The 19370-nt window shown below is 32.7% G+C and carries 20 protein-coding genes; 17 read left to right on the top strand and 3 right to left on the bottom strand.

Features of this window, described 5'->3' with window-relative positions; translation table 11 throughout:
• Nucleotides 1–195 precede the first annotated feature (195 nt).
• The 5 genes from HMPREF2642_RS04130 (at nt 196) to HMPREF2642_RS04110 (ending at nt 6283) form a co-directional block, all read left to right on the top strand.
• The gene (locus HMPREF2642_RS04130; RefSeq protein ID WP_016898577.1) at nt 196–588 is read left to right on the top strand and encodes a CidA/LrgA family protein; all 393 of its coding nucleotides are present in this window, start codon (nt 196–198) and stop codon (nt 586–588) included.
• Complete coding sequence (locus tag HMPREF2642_RS04125) at nt 585–1274, top strand: LrgB family protein (RefSeq protein ID WP_030058762.1); 690 nt, start codon at nt 585–587, stop codon at nt 1272–1274. The genes HMPREF2642_RS04130 and HMPREF2642_RS04125 overlap by 4 nt, the downstream gene beginning before the upstream one ends.
• 46 nt (nt 1275–1320) lie before the next feature.
• Nucleotides 1321–3060: a pyruvate oxidase gene (locus HMPREF2642_RS04120; RefSeq protein ID WP_023351115.1), complete on the top strand. Its 1740-nt coding sequence runs from the start codon at nt 1321–1323 to the stop codon at nt 3058–3060.
• Nucleotides 3061–3319: 259 nt separating this feature from the next.
• Nucleotides 3320–5386 carry a glucose-specific PTS transporter subunit IIBC gene (gene ptsG / locus HMPREF2642_RS04115; RefSeq protein WP_030058764.1) on the top strand — a complete coding sequence of 689 codons (2067 nt, stop codon included), beginning with the start codon at nt 3320–3322 and terminating at the stop codon, nt 5384–5386.
• Nucleotides 5387–5524: 138 nt separating this feature from the next.
• Complete coding sequence (locus HMPREF2642_RS04110; protein WP_070597689.1) at nt 5525–6283, top strand: CPBP family intramembrane glutamic endopeptidase; 759 nt, start codon at nt 5525–5527, stop codon at nt 6281–6283.
• Nucleotides 6284–6395: 112 nt separating this feature from the next.
• Here HMPREF2642_RS04110 and HMPREF2642_RS04105 read toward each other — a convergent pair whose 3' ends face one another.
• Nucleotides 6396–7451 (bottom strand): zinc-dependent alcohol dehydrogenase family protein, encoded by a 1056-nt coding sequence (locus HMPREF2642_RS04105; RefSeq protein WP_030058768.1) that lies wholly within the window; start codon nt 7449–7451, stop codon nt 6396–6398.
• Nucleotides 7452–7635: 184 nt separating this feature from the next.
• Between HMPREF2642_RS04105 and HMPREF2642_RS04100 the strand changes: the two genes are divergently transcribed.
• The 4 genes from HMPREF2642_RS04100 (at nt 7636) to HMPREF2642_RS04085 (ending at nt 10516) form a co-directional block, all read left to right on the top strand.
• Nucleotides 7636–8043 (top strand): acyl-CoA thioesterase, encoded by a 408-nt coding sequence (locus tag HMPREF2642_RS04100; RefSeq protein WP_030058771.1) that lies wholly within the window; start codon nt 7636–7638, stop codon nt 8041–8043.
• 66 nt (nt 8044–8109) lie between these two features.
• A complete protein-coding gene (locus HMPREF2642_RS04095) occupies nt 8110–8436 on the top strand; it encodes a thioredoxin family protein (protein WP_030058773.1) in 327 nt (108 codons plus the stop codon).
• Between the two features lie 154 nt (nt 8437–8590).
• Complete coding sequence (locus HMPREF2642_RS04090) at nt 8591–9439, top strand: YitT family protein (RefSeq protein ID WP_002432918.1); 849 nt, start codon at nt 8591–8593, stop codon at nt 9437–9439.
• Nucleotides 9440–9544: 105 nt separating this feature from the next.
• The gene (locus HMPREF2642_RS04085) at nt 9545–10516 is read left to right on the top strand and encodes an alpha/beta hydrolase fold domain-containing protein (RefSeq protein WP_030058775.1); all 972 of its coding nucleotides are present in this window, start codon (nt 9545–9547) and stop codon (nt 10514–10516) included.
• A 91-nt stretch (nt 10517–10607) separates the two neighbouring features.
• Here the strand turns inward: HMPREF2642_RS04085 and HMPREF2642_RS04080 are convergent, their stop codons facing one another.
• Complete coding sequence (locus tag HMPREF2642_RS04080) at nt 10608–11528, bottom strand: DMT family transporter (RefSeq protein WP_070597688.1); 921 nt, start codon at nt 11526–11528, stop codon at nt 10608–10610.
• Nucleotides 11529–11631: 103 nt separating this feature from the next.
• Between HMPREF2642_RS04080 and HMPREF2642_RS04075 the strand changes: the two genes are divergently transcribed.
• A complete protein-coding gene (locus tag HMPREF2642_RS04075) occupies nt 11632–12504 on the top strand; it encodes an AraC family transcriptional regulator (RefSeq protein WP_070597687.1) in 873 nt (290 codons plus the stop codon).
• Between the two features lie 20 nt (nt 12505–12524).
• On the opposite strand, the gene HMPREF2642_RS04070 is transcribed toward HMPREF2642_RS04075, so the two are convergent.
• Nucleotides 12525–12845, bottom strand: a complete 321-nt coding sequence (locus tag HMPREF2642_RS04070; protein ID WP_030058779.1) for a hypothetical protein — start codon at nt 12843–12845, stop codon at nt 12525–12527.
• Between the two features lie 464 nt (nt 12846–13309).
• Between HMPREF2642_RS04070 and pgsB the strand changes: the two genes are divergently transcribed.
• The 7 genes from pgsB to rbsD all read left to right on the top strand — a co-directional run bounded on the left by pgsB (nt 13310) and on the right by rbsD (nt 19357).
• Complete coding sequence (gene pgsB, locus HMPREF2642_RS04065; protein ID WP_002432337.1) at nt 13310–14467, top strand: poly-gamma-glutamate synthase PgsB; 1158 nt, start codon at nt 13310–13312, stop codon at nt 14465–14467.
• A 4-nt stretch (nt 14468–14471) separates the two neighbouring features.
• Nucleotides 14472–14924 carry a poly-gamma-glutamate biosynthesis protein PgsC gene (pgsC, locus tag HMPREF2642_RS04060; RefSeq protein WP_030058780.1) on the top strand — a complete coding sequence of 151 codons (453 nt, stop codon included), beginning with the start codon at nt 14472–14474 and terminating at the stop codon, nt 14922–14924.
• Between the two features lie 23 nt (nt 14925–14947).
• On the top strand, nt 14948–16021 hold the full coding sequence (locus HMPREF2642_RS04055) for a CapA family protein (protein WP_070597686.1): 1074 nt from the start codon (nt 14948–14950) through the stop codon (nt 16019–16021).
• Nucleotides 16011–16172: a hypothetical protein gene (locus HMPREF2642_RS11550; RefSeq protein WP_002432774.1), complete on the top strand. Its 162-nt coding sequence runs from the start codon at nt 16011–16013 to the stop codon at nt 16170–16172. Before HMPREF2642_RS04055 ends, HMPREF2642_RS11550 begins: the two co-directional genes overlap by 11 nt.
• A gap of 2 nt (nt 16173–16174) precedes the next feature.
• Nucleotides 16175–17779 carry a gamma-glutamyltransferase gene (locus HMPREF2642_RS04050; protein ID WP_002432872.1) on the top strand — a complete coding sequence of 535 codons (1605 nt, stop codon included), beginning with the start codon at nt 16175–16177 and terminating at the stop codon, nt 17777–17779.
• Nucleotides 17780–18049: 270 nt separating this feature from the next.
• On the top strand, nt 18050–18931 hold the full coding sequence (gene rbsU, locus HMPREF2642_RS04045; protein WP_030058784.1) for a ribose/proton symporter RbsU: 882 nt from the start codon (nt 18050–18052) through the stop codon (nt 18929–18931).
• A gap of 21 nt (nt 18932–18952) precedes the next feature.
• Entirely contained in the window at nt 18953–19357 is a 405-nt protein-coding gene (gene rbsD / locus HMPREF2642_RS04040) for a D-ribose pyranase (protein ID WP_030058786.1), read from the top strand.
• The last annotated feature ends 13 nt before the right edge of the window (nt 19358–19370 follow it).

Below are 19370 nucleotides of genomic sequence, written 5' to 3'. Positions count from 1 at the left end.
ATCAATGCTAATAACAGTTGACGATTCAGAGATTAAGAATTGAGGATGATATGTAAACGGTTTCATAGATTAGAGGAATAGAAAACATTCTTAAAATGTATTTTTACTATAGAAGAGTCAGTATTATAATAGTAAATAACACTGAAAAAAGTTAGTAACAATTTAGACACAATTTGATAGAAAGGGATGTTGACTATGTATAGGGCTAAATTTTTGGTTAAGTTAGTACTTCAACTTGCACTGATATTACTGATTACCTATATAGGAACAGAAGTGCAGAAATTATTACACATCCCACTAGCAGGTAGTATAGTTGGTTTAATTTTGTTCTTCTTACTTTTACAGTTTAAGATTATTCCAGAAAGTTGGATTGATGTAGGGGCTAATTTCTTACTCAAGACAATGGTATTTTTCTTTATCCCATCAGTGGTAGGTATTATGGATGTAGCTTCTGATATTACGTTAAATTATGTATTATTCTTTATCGTAATTATTATAGGTACATGTGTAGTTGCTTTATCTTCAGGCTTTATAGCTGAAAAAATGGTAGGAAAAGACAAAATAACTAAAGGGACAGATCAGTCATGAATGATTATTTACAAGCCGTTCTCATGATATTATTAACAGTCATTTTGTACTATGGTTCTAAGCGACTCCAAGATAAATATAAAAATCCATTATTAAACCCTGCGCTGATAGCATCAATTGGGATAATAATTATACTATTAGTTTTCGGAGTGAGTTACAAAGGGTATATGAAAGGTGGTACATGGATTAACCATGTATTAAATGCAACAGTCGTCTGTCTTGCTTATCCACTATATGAAAACAGACACAAAATAAAGAAATATCTGTCTATCATTTTTGCAAGCGTACTGACGGGTGTACTTCTTAATTTTGTGTTAGTATTTACAACGTTGAAAATCTTTGGTTATTCTAAAGACACGATTGTCACCCTGTTACCAAGATCAATCACTGCAGCAGTTGGTATTGAAGTTTCCCAAGAATTGGGAGGCACAGATACAATGACTGTACTCTTTATTATAACTACAGGTTTAATCGGCAGTATTTTAGGTTCAATGTTATTGCGTATGGGAGGTTTCAAATCCTCTATTGCTAAAGGATTAACTTATGGAAATGCTTCACACGCCTTCGGTACTGCAAAAGCATTGGAATTAGATATAGAATCAGGAGCATTTAGTTCTATTGGTATGATTCTTACGGCTGTCATAAGTTCAGTCTTAATACCAATACTGATTTTAGTGTTTTACTAAAGGGAAAGATGTACTCGTATACTAGAAAGGGAGGCTATTTGTAAAAATGGCAAAAATTAAAGCAAATGAAGCATTAGTTAAAGCATTACAAGCTTGGGATATTGACCACTTATATGGTATTCCAGGTGACTCAATTGACGCAGTAGTAGATAGCTTACGTACAGTAAGAGATCAATTTAAATTCTACCACGTTCGTCACGAAGAAGTAGCAAGTTTAGCTGCTGGTAGTTACACAAAAATGACAGGTAAAATTGGTGTTGCATTAAGTATCGGTGGACCTGGTTTAGTTCACTTATTAAACGGTATGTATGATGCTAAAATGGACAACGTTCCTCAATTAATTTTATCAGGTCAAACTAATAGTACTTTATTAGGTACTAAAGCATTCCAAGAAACTAATCTTTCTAAATTATGTGAAGACGTTGCTGTATACAACCACCAAATCCAAAAAGGTGACAACGTATTTGAAATCGTTAATGAAGCAATCCGTACAGCTTATGAGAAAAAAGGTGTAGCGGTAGTTATTTGTCCTAACGACTTATTAACTCAAAAAATTAAAGATACTACAAACCGTGCAGTAGATACTACTAAACCTAAACCAGTATCTCCTAAATTCAAGAGCATTAAAAAAGCTGCTAAATTAATTGATAAAGCTAAAAAACCAGTAATGATTATTGGTATGGGTACTCAACACGCTAAAGAAGAATTACGTGAATTTATCGAAGCTGCTAAAATCCCAGTAATTCACACATTACCAGCTAAAACAATCTTACCTGATGATCATCCATACAGCATTGGTAACTTAGGTAAAATTGGTACTAAAACATCTTATCAAACAATCCAAGATGCTGATTTATTAATCATGGCTGGTACAAACTATCCTTACGTAGACTATCTACCTAAGAAAAACATTAAAGCTATCCAAATTGATACAAACGAAGCTAACTTAGGTCATCGTTTCAACATCAATGTTGGTATTTTAGGCGATAGTAAAGTTGCTTTCCATCAACTAACTGAAAATATTAAACACGTTGCTAAACGTCAATTCTTAGATAAAACATTAGAACGTAAAGCTGTTTGGGATAAATGGATGGAACAAGATAAAAATAATAATAAATCACCATTACGTCCAGAACGCTTAATGAAAGCAATCAATGCTAACTTAAAAGATGATGCTATTATCTCAGCAGACGTTGGTACTGCTACAGTTTGGTCAACTCGTTACCTAAACTTATCAGTTAATAACAAATTCATCATCTCAAGTTGGTTAGGTACTATGGGTTGCGGTCTTCCAGGTGCTATGGCAGCTAAAATTGCTTACCCTAACCGTCAAGCTGTTGCTATCGCTGGTGACGGTGCATTCCAAATGGTAATGCAAGACTTCGCAACTGCAGTTCAATATGATTTACCAATGACTGTATTCGTATTAAACAATAAACAATTATCATTCATTAAATATGAACAACAAGCTGCTGGTGAATTAGAATATGCGATTGATTTCTCTGATATGGATCACGCTAAATTCGCTGAAGCTGCTGGTGGTAAAGGTTATGTTGTTAGAGATGCTAGTCGTTTAGACGATATCGTTGAAGAAGCTATGGCTCAAGACGTTCCAACTATCGTAGACGTACACGTTGATCCAAACGCTGCACCATTACCAGGTAAAATCGTTAACGAAGAAGCATTAGGTTATAGTAGATGGGCTTACAGATCAATCACTGAAGATAAAAACTTAGACTTTGATCAAATCCCACCAATCTCTGTAGCAGCTAAACGTTTCTTATAATAGATGATTTACAGAACTCGACTTATTAAGTCGGGTTCTTTTTATATAAAAAATAAAAAAATTGTCTTGTAAACGCTTTATTAACTGTGTATACTTAGTGTAAATAAATATTAAATATTGCGTGTTACTGGTTATGCAGGCATGAGCAAATGAGGTTTACCATCTTTTTGAGTTATTAAAGAAAATGATGGTCTTGTTTGTTCATGTCTTTTTTTATGCCATTACATGTATCAACTATAGATGGAGAGGAATGTTTAATATGTTTAAAAAGCTATTTGGGCAGTTACAACGTATTGGTAAAGCATTAATGCTACCAGTAGCAATATTACCTGCTGCCGGAATCTTGCTTGCATTTGGTAATGCAATGCATAATGAACAACTTGTTCACCTTGCACCGTGGTTAAACCATCCTGTGTTTGTAGCAATTTCTTCAGTTATGGAAGCTTCAGGACAAGTGGTTTTTGACAATTTACCGTTATTATTTGCAATCGGAACAGCACTTGGTTTAGCAGGAGGAGACGGTGTAGCAGCACTTGCAGCACTAGTAGGTTACCTTATTATGAATGCGACAATGGGTAAAGTTCTACATATCACTATTGATGATATATTCTCATACTCAAATGGTGCTAAGGAATTAAGCCAAGCAGCTAAAGATCCTGCTCATGCATTAATTCTTGGAATTCCGACACTTCAAACAGGGGTATTCGGTGGTATTATCATGGGGGCCTTAGCTGCATGGTGTTATAACAAATTTTATAACATTACATTACCAGCATTCTTAGGTTTCTTTGCAGGGAAGCGTTTTGTACCTATCGTGACATCAGTTGTCGCAATTGCGACAGGTATCATATTAAGTTTTGTTTGGCCGCCTATTCAAGATGGTTTAAATGGGCTTTCAAACTTCTTATTGAATAAGAACTTAACTTTAACTACGTTTATTTTTGGGATTATTGAGCGATCACTTATTCCATTCGGTCTGCATCACATTTTCTATGCACCATTTTGGTTTGAATTTGGCCATTATACAAATCACGCTGGAGATTTAGTACGTGGAGACCAAAGAATTTGGATGGCACAATTGAAAGATGGCGTGCCATTTACAGCTGGCGCATTCACTACAGGTAAATATCCATTCATGATGTTTGGTTTACCAGCGGCAGCATTCGCCATTTATAAAAATGCTCGCCCAGAACGTAAGAAAGTTGTTGGAGGTTTAATGTTATCAGCAGCTTTAACTTCTTTCTTAACAGGTATTACTGAACCATTAGAGTTCTCATTCTTATTTGTGGCACCCATTTTATATGTGATTCATGTATTTTTAGCAGGTACTTCTTTCTTGGTCATGCACTTGTTAGGTGTAAAAATAGGTATGACTTTCTCCGGAGGGTTTATTGATTATATTTTATACGGTTTACTTAACTGGCATCGCACAAACGCGCTTTGGGTTATTCCAGTAGGTATTGTGTATGCGATTGTGTATTACTTCTTATTTGACTTTGCAATTAGAAAATTCAAATTAAAAACACCTGGTCGTGAAGATAAAGAACAAGAGATACGCAATTCAAGTGTTGCTAAATTACCATTTGATGTATTAGATGCTATGGGCGGTAAAGAAAATATTAAACATCTAGATGCTTGTATTACACGTCTTAGAGTTGAAGTCGCAGATAAATCGAAGGTAGACGTTCAAGGATTGAAAGCGTTAGGTGCCTCTGGAGTTCTAGAAGTAGGAAATAACATGCAAGCTATATTTGGCCCAAAATCAGATCAAATTAAGCATGACATGGCAAAGATTATGAGTGGAGAAATTACTAAACCTAGTGAGACAACAGTAACTGAAGAGATTTCTGATGAACCAGTTCATGTAGAAGACGTCATTGAAACTGAAATTTATTCACCTGGACATGGTCAAATGATTCCATTAACGGATGTTCCGGATAAAGTTTTCTCTGAAAAAATGATGGGCGATGGCGTAGGTTTCATTCCTGAAAAAGGCGAAATTGTAGCACCATTTGATGGTACAGTTAAAACCATCTTCCCAACGAAACATGCGATTGGTTTAGAATCAGATACAGGTGTAGAAGTCTTAATTCACATTGGTATCGATACAGTTAAATTGAATGGACAGGGCTTTGAAAGCTTTGTTCAAGCTGATGAAACTGTAACACAAGGTCAACCTTTAATGAAAATTGATTTAGCTTATCTAAAAGATAACGCACCAAGTATTGTTACGCCGGTAATTATCACAAATTTAGGTGATAAAACATTAACAATTGAAGATGTTAAATCTGTAGATCCAGGAAAAGTTATAATGAAAATTAAATAACACATAATTGGTAGTGCATATTTTTGAGATTTCAAAGATGTGCACTTTTTTTGTATAACATTGACAACGGTAACAATAAATAGCAATGTAGTAATGTAAGTTACATAAATGTTATCACTAAAGCTGGAGGTTAAAAGTATGTGTGATTCTAAAATAAACAAGAATTCTAGAGTTAGACATCAAGGGAACAAGATAATCAATGTTCTCATCTACTTAATAATGATAGTCGTAATACAAGTTCCTGTGGGTTTATCACTTGTTGCACTTCCATTATCTTTAAGACTGAATGATTGGTATACAATAGCGATGAGTATGTTTATTCTAGGAATTACACTTTTAATCATTTGGGGGATAAGATCCTATTATTTATATCGTACTTATGAATATCAAGATTTTAAGATGAGTATTAAAGATATCTTTATCAATATTGGTTTTTTCTTTCTCGTAATTCTCTGTAGTATTAGTGCGAATGCTTTAATGTTTATTTTTACAGGTAATTCAAACACACAAAATCAGGATACAATAGATGACAGTTTAAGTTCACTTATGGATAAAAGCCATTTACCTCATCCCACTATTGTATTAGTAACCGTATTGTGTCTTTGTATCATAGGACCATATTTAGAAGAATTGGTATTTAGAGGAATCTTTAAGGAAACTTTATTTATGAAATGCCGCTTTTGGCTACCCTTAATTTTCTCATCATTGATATTCAGCTCTCAACATCTATCATCAAATATATTTTCTTATGCAATTTATTTTTTAATGGGAATTATTCTCTATATTGCTTATGATAGAAGGCGAAACTTGAAGGACAGTATGATGGTACATATATTTAACAATTCTTTAACAACGCTACCTTTTTTAATTATTTACTTATATTTCTATTTTAAATAATAATGAAAGTTTTGATTTAGCAAAAAGCATTTAATTCAAACTTGGTCATCTGTCACATAATGATTAAGTAAGAATTAAATGCTTATTTTTTTAGTGTTTAAAAAAGGGTATATTATACTGGAGTAATATCATTCTCTATAAGTAACTTAATTGCTTTATGGTCAGTTGCATTTCTAAATAATTCGTAGGCATTTTCAATATCACTTAATTTACTATAATGTGTAACTAATTGTTCAGGTTGAATAATTTTACTTTTTAATGCTTCTAACAATTCTTCAGTTGTATTACCAGAAACTAATCCTGTGGTTACATTGATATTTTTAATCCAAAGTTTGTCTATATCAAATTGAACAGGTAGACCATGAACGCCGACGTTCGCAATCGTACCATCGACACCAATGAGTTTTTGACATAAGTCAAAAGTTTGTGGGATACCTACTGCCTCAATGGCTACATCTACACCGCGAGGATTTAATTCTTTCACTTTTTGTATAGCCTCTTCGACATTTTTAGAATTAATTAAATGCGTTGCACCAAGAGAGCGGGCTGTTTGTAATCGGTTATTGTCTAAATCAATCATGATTATTTTAGAAGGAGAGAAGAATTGTGCAGTTAACAGTGTAGCTAAACCAACTGGACCAGCACCTACTATTGCAACAGTGCTTCCTGGTTTGACCTTTCCTTTTAATACACCAATTTCATAACCTGTTGGTAAAATGTCTGATAGCATTACAAGTGCTTCATCAGGTAAAGAAGCGGGTGCATGATATAAAGAGTTATCTGCGAAAGGAACTTTAACATACTCAGCTTGAGTACCATTGATTAAGTGCCCAAGAATCCATCCGCCATCATTTTCACAATGAGCGTATATACCTTTTGTACAGTAGTAACACTTACCACATGAAGAAACAGCAGATACGATAACTTTATCACCGACTTTAAAGTTATTAACGTTGCTACCAACAGATTCTACAATACCAATACCTTCATGACCTAAAGTTGTATTTTCAGTAACTTCAGGAGTATCTCCTTTAATAATATGTAAATCAGTTCCACAAATTGTTGTTTTAACCATTCTTATAATAGCATCAGTACTTTCAGTAATTTCTGGTTTTTCTTTATCAATGAGTTCAGCCACTCCGGGTTTAACATAGTTGTATGCTTTCATTAGCAAAACCTCCTAATATTGTGAATATTTTCACAATAATTATACCATGCTTCTTGTAAGCGGTTTAAGTCATCTTTATGACAAATAGTAAATTTACTCATATTAATCTTAATCAGTTTATCTAAATGAAAATCTGTAAATAACGTTGTAAAATAAAATTGAATATAGTAAAGGAGAATGAGTTATGAATCATGAAGGTAAATTAGTAGCTGAGAAAGAGATAGAAGTGAATAATTACGATATTGATGCTATGGGTATTGTTAGTAATATTGTTTATGTCAGATGGTTTGAAGACTTACGAACAGTATTTATTAATCAATATATGAATTACTCAGAGATGATTAAGAATCACATTTCGCCGATCCTTATGAAAACTGAAATTGAATATAAAGTGCCTATAACGATTCACGATCGCCCAGTGGGTAGATGTTGGCTTGTTCAAGCTAGTAAATTGAAATGGGTTTTTAAATTTGAAATCTCGTCAGGTGATAAAGTGCATTGCGTAGGGTCTCAAATGGGTGGATTTTATGATTTAGATAGAGAAAAAATCACAAAAATGCCACAAGTATTTCAAGATATTCTTAAAAATTAAATAAAAACTTTGCTAAAAGAAAAGTTTTAATTAATAATAATAGAAAATAAAAGGAAGGTGATGACCATGACTCAAACATTACAAAGTATTTATGCATTTAACCAGTTTATTCAATCTAATGAACTAGCAGTTATCCATGTTATGAGAGATCATTGTAGCGTTTGTCATGCTGTCCTTCCACAACTTCAAGACTTATTACAAGAATATCCTTTTGCAAAATTAGGTGTCGTCAATCAATCTCATGTAGAGGAGATTGCTGGAGAATTATCAATTTTTACAGTACCGGTAGATTTAATTTTCTTAAATGGTAAGGAAATGCATAGACAAGGACGTTTTATCGATATGCAATCGTTTGAACATCAACTTAAGTTAATGCATGATTCTCTTAAATAAAGAAATGGAACAACTTTTGTTTCATTTCTTTTTTTATTTAAACTTCATTGATTGGGTAGACAAAAACTTAGTGTTATTATTAGAGACGTGTGACTTTTTCAAGAATAAGAAAAATCAAACATATAAAAAATGAAAACACTTGGAGGAGGCTCAAATGGAGAAAAAACGTCGTCAAGAACACTTTAAAAACGTTATTTTTTGTTTACTAGGGACGTTAATTATTGCGTTAGGAGTCAATTGCTTTGTTATTCCTGGTAATTTAGGTGAAGGTGGAGCAATTGGTCTATCGCTTATTTTGAACTATACATTAGGTATTTCACCGGCGCTAAGTTCATTTATTATTAACGCTATTTTAATTGTTGTAGGATGGAAATTTTTAAGCCGAACGACTGCTATATACACTGCAATAACGATTACAGCAAGTTCTATTTTCCTAGATTTAACAGAGCATTTTGGATTAGGTATTCATGAAAACTTTATCAATTCTGTTTTCGCTGGTTTACTCATCGGTATTGGCACAGGACTTGTTATTGCTGCTCAAAGTACATTAGGCGGGACATCAGTTATTGCTAGAATTATAAGCAAATATTCAGAAGTAAAAACCTCTCAAGCATTATTAATTTTAGATGCTTTAGTCGTGCTATCCTTCCTTCTTGTCTTACCGGTTTCAAATGTACTTTATACAATTGTTATGCTATTCATAGTGGAGAAAGCAATGGCTTTTGTAGTAGAAGGTTTTAATCCTAAGAAGGCTGTGACAGTGATTTCTGAATACAATAGACAAATAAGCTCTGACATATATCAAGCAACTGGCAGAGGGTCAACATTATTAAGTGGTAAAGGCGCTTATCAGCAAAACAATACAGATGTATTATACGCTGTTGTTTCACAAAGTCAGATTGGTACTGTGAAGAAGATTGTTAATTCTTATGACGAAAGTGCCTTCCTCGTCATACACGATGTGCGTGATGTCTTAGGTAATGGTTTTATTAATACTAAATAATTAATCTTCTTATTTAATTAGGGACTGTTGAAGTCATTTACTCAAAGTTTTTCTATTTTTGATTTAAAATGGTATTAAATAGAAAATGAGGAGGTCGACTTTCAGATGTTGAGAAAATTAGCAACCATTATAGGATCCACTATTGTCGGCACAATTTTATATGCAAGAGTCAAAGAAAAGAGAAGTTACAAGAGCTTTTTACAAGAAAAAATGATTCGCATGTCTGGAATGAAAAAAACGTTTGAAAATGTACAAGATGCAGAAAAAGCTCTAGAGGAAACGAAATACGAAACAGCGGGTAAATATAGTGGAACAGATTATGAATTTAGTCATGGAGTTCAAATTAAAGACTACGATGGTTCCTTAGTTTATATCGTCAATGATGAAGGACAACGCGATCAACGTACTATTTTGTATATACACGGTGGAGCATGGTTTCAGGACCCATTAGATTATCATTTTGAATACATGGATTTATTGGCTGATTCGCTAAATGCGAAGGTTGTTATGCCAATTTATCCAAAAATTCCACATAGGGATTATCGTACTACATTTGAATTACTGACAAAGCTGTATCATCATTTGCTAAATAAAATAGATGATTCAAAACAAATGATAATAATGGGGGATTCTGCTGGTGGACAAATTGCATTAGCGTTTGCTCAACAGCTTAAAAAAGATAGTGAACCACAACCAAGCCATATTGTATTAATTTCACCTGTTTTAGATGCAACATTTAGTAATCCAGAAGCTCGAAAATATGAAAAAGAAGATCCAATGTTGGGTATTGAAGGTAGTAAATATTTAGTCAATTTATGGGCTGGCGATGCACCTTTAGATCATTACAAATTATCACCAATGTATGGAGATTTAGAGGATTTGGGGCATATTACTATAACAACGGGTACGAAAGAAACATTGTATCCAGATGCTGTTAAATTCTCAACTATGTTGAATGAAAAGGGTATTAATCACGAATTTATACCAGGTTATAGCTTGTTCCATATTTATCCTATTTTTCCTATTCCAGAACGAGAACGCTTCTTAGAACAATTAAAGCGTATTATCCTAAAATAATTTCGATAAGTTAAAAGCTCACATGAGAAAAATCACTCATTATGGTATTTCCTCATGTGAGTTTTTTAATTTTTAGTGGCTGGTAATCATTTTAGTTGTCGATATTGGGTTGCTTTTTCAAAGAAAGAACTAAAATAAGAACGACTATGATAATAATTCCTAATATTTGAAAAGCCTTAAATGATACACCTAGAAATAAACCACTTGCTACAACTGCAACTACAGGTTCTATCGTACCAAATAACGTTGTTTCTTTAGCTGATAGATATTTCAAGCTATCAATAAATAGATAATATGCTAGAGCAGTGCCTCCAATAATTCCAAATATTAAATAAAGAAACGTGGACACATGCCATTGAGTCATACTGACGTTCCAAATAGGATGACGTAAAGTCATAATTATACCGGAAATAATCATTGCCCAACCAACGACTAAAATGGAGGCATATTTATTCAATAATTTTTCCGCATAGATAGTGTAAAATGCTAGAGCTAATCCGGCCAAGATTCCCCAAAATAAGCTTGAAGGGGCAACAATTAATTTAGAAAGTGAACCGTTTGTTAAGAGCAGAAATGTACCGACAAGTGTCAAGAGTACAACAACTATATCAAATGCCCTTAGCTTTTCTTTACCTCTGAATGCAAACCATAGAATGATATATACAGGCGCAATATATTGTAATAAAGTAGCGACTGCTGCATTACCTTCATTAATTGATGCCATGTAAGCATATTGAACGATTAACATGCCAAAGAGACTATAAATTATCAAAGTAATCACGTGAGATACACGAGTAAAAATGACAAATATGGATTGTCTAGAATTCATTATTTTAAACATGACTAATAAAAATAAACCGCTAATTATTAATCTTGTAGTTACATACCAGTCTACATTGATTCCTGCATGCTTAAATAGAAAATCTGAAACAGTTCCCCCTAATCCCCATAAGATTGCCCCTATAATAGCGAATAAGATACCTTTTAATCTCGATTGTTTATAACCTTTCAATTCGCCACCTCCATAATGATGATTAATCTCATGATATATAGTATATAATGAGAAATATATCTTTTTACTTTAAAAAAGTATCAATATGTTGAGGTTGATATTCATGGCAATAAATATCCGATTGAAAGATAATTTAGAAGAAATTATTCATTATCCAGATTCCTTATGTCAACATATCATGTTACATACTCAACTTGACCAAACGATTCTAGGTTATATCCCTTTGCATTGGCACAATGATTTACAGCTAATGGTGGTCACTTGTGGGACTATTCAAATTGAAATTGCTAATCAAACCGTTGTATTAAAAAAGGATCAAGCTTTGTTTATTAATACAAATGTAGTTCATAAAATAGAAGGGCTTGAAGCGGATACTTCCTTTTACTGTTGGAATATTGGTTTACCTGATGCGACAGACTATGTAAATTATAAATATGTAAATCAAATTATTAATACGCTTGATAAGCATCCTTATATGAAAATAAATGGTGTCAATGTAGAAGAAAAGATATTAATTGAAAAGATAAAAAATGTAGGAGAATTATTTGAAGCAAAAGATAAGCATTATCAACTTAATATATTAAGTGAGTATTATATTTGTTTGAAATATCTCGTCATGCTGATTGATCAAACTCATCATTCCAAACAATATTATTACTTTGATCAAAGAATAAAAGAGTGCATAAACTTTATTCAGAGGAATTACACATATAAAATAAAAATGCATGACTTATGTAAGATATCCTGCATTAGCAGTTCAGAAACGATTAAGCTCTTTAAAAGGTATGTAGGTATGACGCCTTTTCAATATTTATTGCATTATCGATTGGAAAAGGGCGCAAAGCAACTTAAATTAACTCATAATAATGTAACGGAAGTAGCTATGGATTGCGGTTTTTCTACAACGAGTTATTTCATACAGGTGTTTAAAGATAAATACAAAGTTACACCTAAACAATTTCAATTATCACATTAATAAAAATGCGAATTCTGTTATCAATATACCTGATAACTGGAATTCGCATTTTTTGGTGTTTGATGATAATTATTTTGAGTGTTATTCGAATTTACATTTTTGTAGTTAGAAGTTGTGAAAGAATGTGAATGAGATGAATCTGAATGACTTGATGTTGAACTTACGTCCTCATCACTATTTCTAGATGTGTTGTTGATACGAGAATGATCACTATCTAAAACTGAATTACTCATATCTTTACCTTGTAAACTACCGATAAGTATAAAAGCAAGATAACAACTACAAACAACTAGTATGATTGCAAGATAGACGCCAACAGCGAGTTTTACTGGTTTATCCATCCATATCCTCCTAAGGTCGTAGTAACTTTCATATTAAAGATAACATGTGTTTTTTAAGCTAATGTAAATTCAAAGTAAAATTCTCATTACTTTACTAAAGATATGAAATGAATTAAAAAATTCTACAATATAAAAATAAAATTTATCATTTTTTCTAAAAAATGCATAGTGTATATGCAATAACTTTACATTTATTTACATTATCTTAATGTTGGGTTAAAAGATTTAAAACTGAGTCAACACGCACATGATAGTCTACTACTAGTTAGAGAATAAAAAAATTTGTAATGAATTATGATGAATTATATAGATTATATTGACTTTTGATTAATTTTTTATTTAGACTTTACTATGATGGAAACGTTTTAAATTTTTGTAAAAATTGTGAGTTAATTAATTTAAATTAGTGTTTATCATTTTCCATTAACAATTTAATATTACATAGAAAAGCGAGGTAAGACGGATTGATTCTCATTATAGTGTGTGTCCTGTTGATTCTATGGCTAGGAATTAAAGAAAAAAGACGTCATGCGAATCGACTAAAGAAAATCCCTTTACGAATTAATATCAATGGGATTCGTGGGAAATCTACAATCACTCGAATGGCTTACAGTGTGCTTCGAGAAGACCATTACAGAGTAATCGGTAAAACGACTGGAACAGATGCAAGAATGATGTACTGGTTCACACAGAAAGAATACGATGTAATTAGAAAACCTCAAGGTGCAAATATTGGTGAACAGCGTGATATTATTCGTAAGGTTGTAAAGCAAAAAGCAAACGCACTTGTTAATGAGTGTATGGCTGTTAACCCTGACTACCAAATTACATTCCAAAAAGATTTAGTAAAGGCAAACATTGGCGTTATTGTAAACGTGATGGAAGATCACATGGATGTATTGGGTCCAACTCTTAAAGATGTAGCTCAAGCCTTTACAGCAACTATTCCATATAATGGTAAATTAGTTGTAATGAAAGATGAATATACTGATTTCTTCGCGAAAGAAGCTAAAAAGCGAAATTCGGAAATCATCGTTGTAGATAAAGACGAAATACCTGAATCATACTTAAGAAAATTTGACTACTTAGTCTTCCCGGATAATGTTGCCATTGTCTTAGGTATAGCAGAGGCTGTTGGTGTAGATTATGAAACAGCACTTCAAGGTATGTTAAATGCCCCAGCCGATCCAGGTGCGGTGCGTATTAAATATTTCCATGCAAATAACACGCAAAATGTCTTTGTTAATGCTTTTGCTGCAAATGAACCAAAATCTACAAAGGCAATTTTGAATAAAGTTGAATCATATAATTATCCATACAAAAAGAAAATTATCATTTTAAATTGTCGTTCAGATAGAATTGATAGAACACAATTATTCGTTGAAAATTTCTTAGAAGATGTTGATTATGATGTTTTAATTTGTACTGGTAAGAGTACGCAAATGGTTTCAAACCTAATGCAAAAAATGCCAGATAAGAAATATTTAAATTACGAAGGGCAAGAATTCTCTGAAATTGAAAAAGGAATTATGCATGAGTCAGAAAATGCACTTGTCTTTTGTGTAGGAAACATCCACGGCCCGGGTGGAAGAATAGCGGAATTCATAGAAGGGATAGAATAAAAAAATGATAGGTTCAGAGTTATATTTCTCCTTATTCGTAGGTGTTATTCTCAGTTTAATATTTGCTGAGAAATTCGGGATCAACCCGGCAGGACTTGTTGTTCCTGGTTACTTAGCTTTAATTTTTGATCAACCCATAATGTTATTATCAGTATTGATTATTAGTTGTTTAACTTACTTTATTGTTAATAACGGTATTAGTAATTGGGTGATTTTATATGGTAGAAGAAAATTCGCTGCTATGATTTTAACTGGTATGGTACTCAAGTTTATATTTGACTTAATTTATCCTCTCACGCCATTTGAGATGGTTGAAGTTTCAGGTATTGGTGTTGTCATTCCAGGAATCATTGCAAATACGGTTCAAAAGCAAGGTGTCGTAATTACATTATCAACTACAATGTTATTAACTTGTATTACTTATGTCATCTTGTTCTTATATAGCTTTATCAACTAATCACGAACAAGGAGCGCGTATTAATGAAAAAGAAAAAACGATTATCGCCCAGTGAGTGGTTACTTAAACAGTCTAAAAGACATAAAAGAAGAAACACGCTTTACACGGCGATTGTCCTTTTATTAGCTTTAATTCTATTAGTATTTGCGATCAGAGCAATACATGTCGATCCTGTCAAAAGTGATGCTAAAAGTGGAAATAGCCTTCGATTTACATACTTAGGCAACATTACTTTAAATAAACACATTCGCCAAAATAATTTGAATGATGTATTTGCAGGAATTCAAGACACATTAAAGAATAGTGATTTTTCTTCGGCTTCTTTATTGGTTAATGAATTTTCAAAAAATCAAAAAGATGATCTTAATAAAAACATAGAAAATATCATGTTCTTACGTAAACAAAATATTAAAAGTGTAAATCTCATCAACAAGTCTATTGATAATATTCAAGCGACAGAGTTAATGAGAAAAGTTGAATCTCAAGCAGGTTATAACTTTTTAACAGGAAATGGTTCAAATCCTATAAATAGTAAAACTGTTCAACAAGAAATTAAAGGTAAGAAAATCGCAAATGTATCATTTACAGATGTTGAATCAAATTATACTAAACCTTTAAAAAATACGACTTCAATCAGTTTAGATCCGAAGATTTTTTATCCACTCATTAAGAAGTTAAAAGAAAACAATGATTACGTAGTAGTTAATGTTGACTGGGGTATTCCTAATGAAAGAAATGTAACTGATAGACAAAAAGAATATGCGCACGCATTATCAGATGCTGGTGCTGACATTATTGTTGGTCATAATTCAGTTGTACATAAAATAGAAAAATATAAAAATACACCTATTTTCTATAGTTTAGGTAATACAACTTCAGATGACTTCTTATCGAAAAACCAAAAAGGCATGGTCGTACAACAAGATTGGAACGGAAAACATAATAAATTCCATATCACACCAATTCAGTCAAAAGACGGTAAAATCTCTAAAGATGATATGAATAAATTGGATCATGTAAGATTCCATAACAATATCAAAGATAAAACAGTTAATTTAAAATCAGATAATAGTGGAGGTTATACTTTTGAATATTAAAAAACATTGGTTGCCAATCGTCGTTGTCATCTTAGTTATTGTCATTTTCTTATTAGTGACATTTGCCAAAGCAAATGAAGGTTTAGATCATTATGAACAAAATGAATTGAAAAATGGAGAACAGCAATATCTTTCAAAAGGGGCAAGCTAAATATGAATATATATAATAAAGTGACCTTGAGTGTCATTTTAGTTATAACAATTGTGATTTCGTTCCTCTTTTATTTCTTAACAACAGAGAAGAAAGTGGACAAAGACACGTTATATGAAAATAAGATAGCGAACCATAAACAATCTGGTAACCAAAAAAATTATGGTGTTGCCTCTAATAATGCAATTGCAACTAAAGTAGGTAATAAAATAATTGAAGATGGCGGTAATGCAACAGATGCAGCTGAAGGTGTTGCTTATGCTCTAGCTGTAACTGAACCTCATTCGTCTGGTTTAGGCGGTGGGGGCGCAACGCTAACCTATAATGGTAAAGATGGAGAAGTCCCTAAAATGTATGAATATAAGACAATGTCTTCATACAATTATAAACAAGGCGACAAAATCGGTGTACCTGGCTTCGTTAGAGGTATGCATGATATGCATGAAAAAGAAGGTAAAATGGATGAGAAGAAAATCTTTAACTACGTCATTCCTTTAGCAGAAGATGGCTTCGAAGTAGATTCAGAACTTGAACGTAGTTTGAAAATTTACGGCTCTAAGATTGACCGTAATTCACCTTTCTTCAAAGGAAGTAAAACAGTACGTGAAGGTGACGTTGTTAAGCAAAGTAAACTTGCTGACACGTTAAAGAAAATCCGTGATAAAGGCCCAGATTACTTCTACAAAGACGTAGGCAAAAGTATTTCTAAACAGTTAAAAAATAAATTGACTGAAAAGGACTTCACAACCTTCAAAACTGAATCAAAAGAACCAGTAAGCACAACTTATAAAAATAACAAAATTTATTCAGCTTCTAACCCATTAGGTGGTACGCTAACTTTACAAGGTTTAAAAGTTGATGAACAAGAAAACCAAAATAATGCTGACCGTACTAGCTTTATTACTGCGATGATTAAATCACGTGATTTAATGTACCAAAACCGTGATATCGTTAATGGTTCAGAAGCAAGTAACGACCAACAATTATCGGATGATTACTTACTTGGTCAATTAAATAAAGTTAATGTTGGAAGCAACACAGAAAATGGTAGTGACTTTAACCAAATAAGAACTGATAATACAAGTACAACGCACTTTGTAGTTATTGATAAAGATGGTAAATTAGCAAGCACGACTAATACACTTTCAAGTTACTTTGGATCTGGTGATTTCATGAAAGAAGGATTCTATATGAACAACTCATTAGGAGACTTCTCTAAAGAATCAACGAGTCCTAACTATGGGGAACCTCATAAAGCACCAAGATCATTCATTTCACCATCAGTAGTGGTAGGTCCTAACTTCTACATGGGTATTGGTACTCCTGGAGGTAACAAAATTCCTACTATCTTAGATGAGGTTATCGTAGATTATTTAAATGGTAACGGTACGTTGCAAGAATCTGTTGATAAACCACGTTTTTATAATGATGGTGGTACAGTTTATTATGAAAATGCTACAAGCGATGAAGATATTAACATCTTCAAAAGTTTAGGTTATGGCGTTCAAGAAAAACGTAATGACCCTAACTTCGGTAGTGTTCAAGGTGCCGTGTATGATAAAAATAAAAAATCAGTAGACGTCGGTTCAGATGTTGGTAACCGTTAAAAATTAAATACAAATAATAGTACACCTTCAAAGTTGAAATCATATCACTTTGAAGGTGTTTTTATGTATTTAGTGGAATCATGTGATTAAAACATTTAATTTTAAAATGACTGATTTATGATTGCAATATTAATTTTCCCTCACCGTAAAAAAATTTATGCATATCCGACAGTTTTATGACATTGGGTGTAAGCGTATACAGGTAAATTCATAAATAGTATGATGATTGAGTAAAAGTTTTACATATTATTTAAGACTTCGAGGTGGCTTATGGATATTATAGCTTTATTAATAGGATTAGGACCGTTATTAGGTTGGGGATTGTTCCCAACGATTGCATCTAAATTTGGTGGACGACCTGTGAACCAAATCTTTGGTGCAACAGTCGGGACATTAATCTTTGCAATTATATTAGCCGTGGTAAAAGGTATTGGAATACCCGGAGGTATGGCACTCATATTTTCAATTATTTCAGGTGCCGGATGGGCATTTGGTCAAATTATTACATTTAAAGCGTTTGGGTTAGTAGGATCATCTAGAGCTATGCCTATTACAACAGCTTTTCAATTATTAGGTGCTTCGTTATGGGGCGTATTCGCTTTAGGTAACTGGCCTGGTATAGCAAACAAAATGATTGGATTCGTAGCACTCATAGTAATTTTAGTTGGCGCACGCATGACAGTTTGGTCAGAGAAAAGTGAACAAGAGTATAGTCAAAATCTTAGAAAAGCAGTGGTTTTATTACTTATTGGTGAAATTGGATATTGGGTTTATTCAGCTGCACCACAAGCTACAGATATAGGTGGATTAAAAGCATTTTTACCACATGCTATTGGTATGGTAATTGTAGCAGTCATCTATGCTCTAATGAATATGAACAAAGGGAATGCCTTTAAAGAAGCAGTCAGTTGGAAACAAATTATTTCTGGTTTCTTCTTCGCCTTTGCCGCGTTAACATATTTAATTTCAGCCCAACCCAATATGAATGGACTAGCTACTGGTTTCGTTCTTTCCCAAACTTCAGTCGTTTTAGCAACTTTAACAGGTATTTTCTTTTTAAATCAGAAGAAAACACCAAAAGAATTAATGATTACTATTGTCGGATTGGTTTTAATTCTTATTGCTGCTTCCGTAACTGTATTTATTAAATAACTTAGTGAGGGATTGATATTTATGAAAAAGACAGCAGTATTAAATAGTCATGTTTCACAAGCTATCTCAACTTTAGGACATTATGATTTAATTACCATCAACGACGCAGGAATGCCTATACCTAATGATGAAAGACGTATTGATTTAGCAGTAACTAAAGGCTTACCAAGTTTTATAGATGTACTTGAAAATGTTTTAACAGAAGTGGAGATTCAAAAAATTTACTTAGCAGAAGAGATAAAAACAAATAATTCAACTCAGCTTAAAGCAATTAAACACTTAATCGAGGAACATGTAGAGATTGAATTTATTTCTCATAGTAAAATGAAAGAGATGCTTCAATCACCACATAATAAAGGGAACATTAGAACAGGAGAGACCACACCATTCTCTAATATCGTATTAGAATCTAATGTCACTTTTTGATAGAAAGCACGAT

Origin of the sequence: Staphylococcus sp. HMSC055A09 (assembly GCF_001809655.1) — a bacterium.
GTDB lineage: Bacteria > Bacillota > Bacilli > Staphylococcales > Staphylococcaceae > Staphylococcus > Staphylococcus capitis.
The sequence above is the reverse complement of the archived record's forward strand: the minus strand, read 5'-3'. Positions and strand labels throughout refer to the sequence as shown.

What these genes read in the sequence shown, in the direction of transcription:
- HMPREF2642_RS04130 (WP_016898577.1), top strand. Translation starts at nt 196, where the DNA reads ATGTATAGGGCTAAATTTTTGGTTAAGTTAGTACTTCAACTTGCACTG.
- HMPREF2642_RS04070 (WP_030058779.1), bottom strand. Translation starts at nt 12,845, where the DNA reads ATGGATAAACCAGTAAAACTCGCTGTTGGCGTCTATCTTGCAATCATA.
- HMPREF2642_RS04085 (WP_030058775.1), top strand. Translation starts at nt 9,545, where the DNA reads ATGTTGAGAAAATTAGCAACCATTATAGGATCCACTATTGTCGGCACA.
- HMPREF2642_RS04105 (WP_030058768.1), bottom strand. Translation starts at nt 7,451, where the DNA reads ATGAAAGCATACAACTATGTTAAACCCGGAGTGGCTGAACTCATTGAT.
- ptsG (WP_030058764.1), top strand. Translation starts at nt 3,320, where the DNA reads ATGTTTAAAAAGCTATTTGGGCAGTTACAACGTATTGGTAAAGCATTA.
- pgsC (WP_030058780.1), top strand. Translation starts at nt 14,472, where the DNA reads ATGATAGGTTCAGAGTTATATTTCTCCTTATTCGTAGGTGTTATTCTC.
- HMPREF2642_RS04055 (WP_070597686.1), top strand. Translation starts at nt 14,948, where the DNA reads ATGAAAAAGAAAAAACGATTATCGCCCAGTGAGTGGTTACTTAAACAG.
- HMPREF2642_RS04110 (WP_070597689.1), top strand. Translation starts at nt 5,525, where the DNA reads ATGTGTGATTCTAAAATAAACAAGAATTCTAGAGTTAGACATCAAGGG.
- HMPREF2642_RS04050 (WP_002432872.1), top strand. Translation starts at nt 16,175, where the DNA reads ATGAATATATATAATAAAGTGACCTTGAGTGTCATTTTAGTTATAACA.
- HMPREF2642_RS04095 (WP_030058773.1), top strand. Translation starts at nt 8,110, where the DNA reads ATGACTCAAACATTACAAAGTATTTATGCATTTAACCAGTTTATTCAA.
- HMPREF2642_RS04125 (WP_030058762.1), top strand. Translation starts at nt 585, where the DNA reads ATGAATGATTATTTACAAGCCGTTCTCATGATATTATTAACAGTCATT.
- HMPREF2642_RS04090 (WP_002432918.1), top strand. Translation starts at nt 8,591, where the DNA reads ATGGAGAAAAAACGTCGTCAAGAACACTTTAAAAACGTTATTTTTTGT.
- rbsU (WP_030058784.1), top strand. Translation starts at nt 18,050, where the DNA reads ATGGATATTATAGCTTTATTAATAGGATTAGGACCGTTATTAGGTTGG.
- HMPREF2642_RS04120 (WP_023351115.1), top strand. Translation starts at nt 1,321, where the DNA reads ATGGCAAAAATTAAAGCAAATGAAGCATTAGTTAAAGCATTACAAGCT.
- HMPREF2642_RS04100 (WP_030058771.1), top strand. Translation starts at nt 7,636, where the DNA reads ATGAATCATGAAGGTAAATTAGTAGCTGAGAAAGAGATAGAAGTGAAT.
- rbsD (WP_030058786.1), top strand. Translation starts at nt 18,953, where the DNA reads ATGAAAAAGACAGCAGTATTAAATAGTCATGTTTCACAAGCTATCTCA.
- HMPREF2642_RS04075 (WP_070597687.1), top strand. Translation starts at nt 11,632, where the DNA reads ATGGCAATAAATATCCGATTGAAAGATAATTTAGAAGAAATTATTCAT.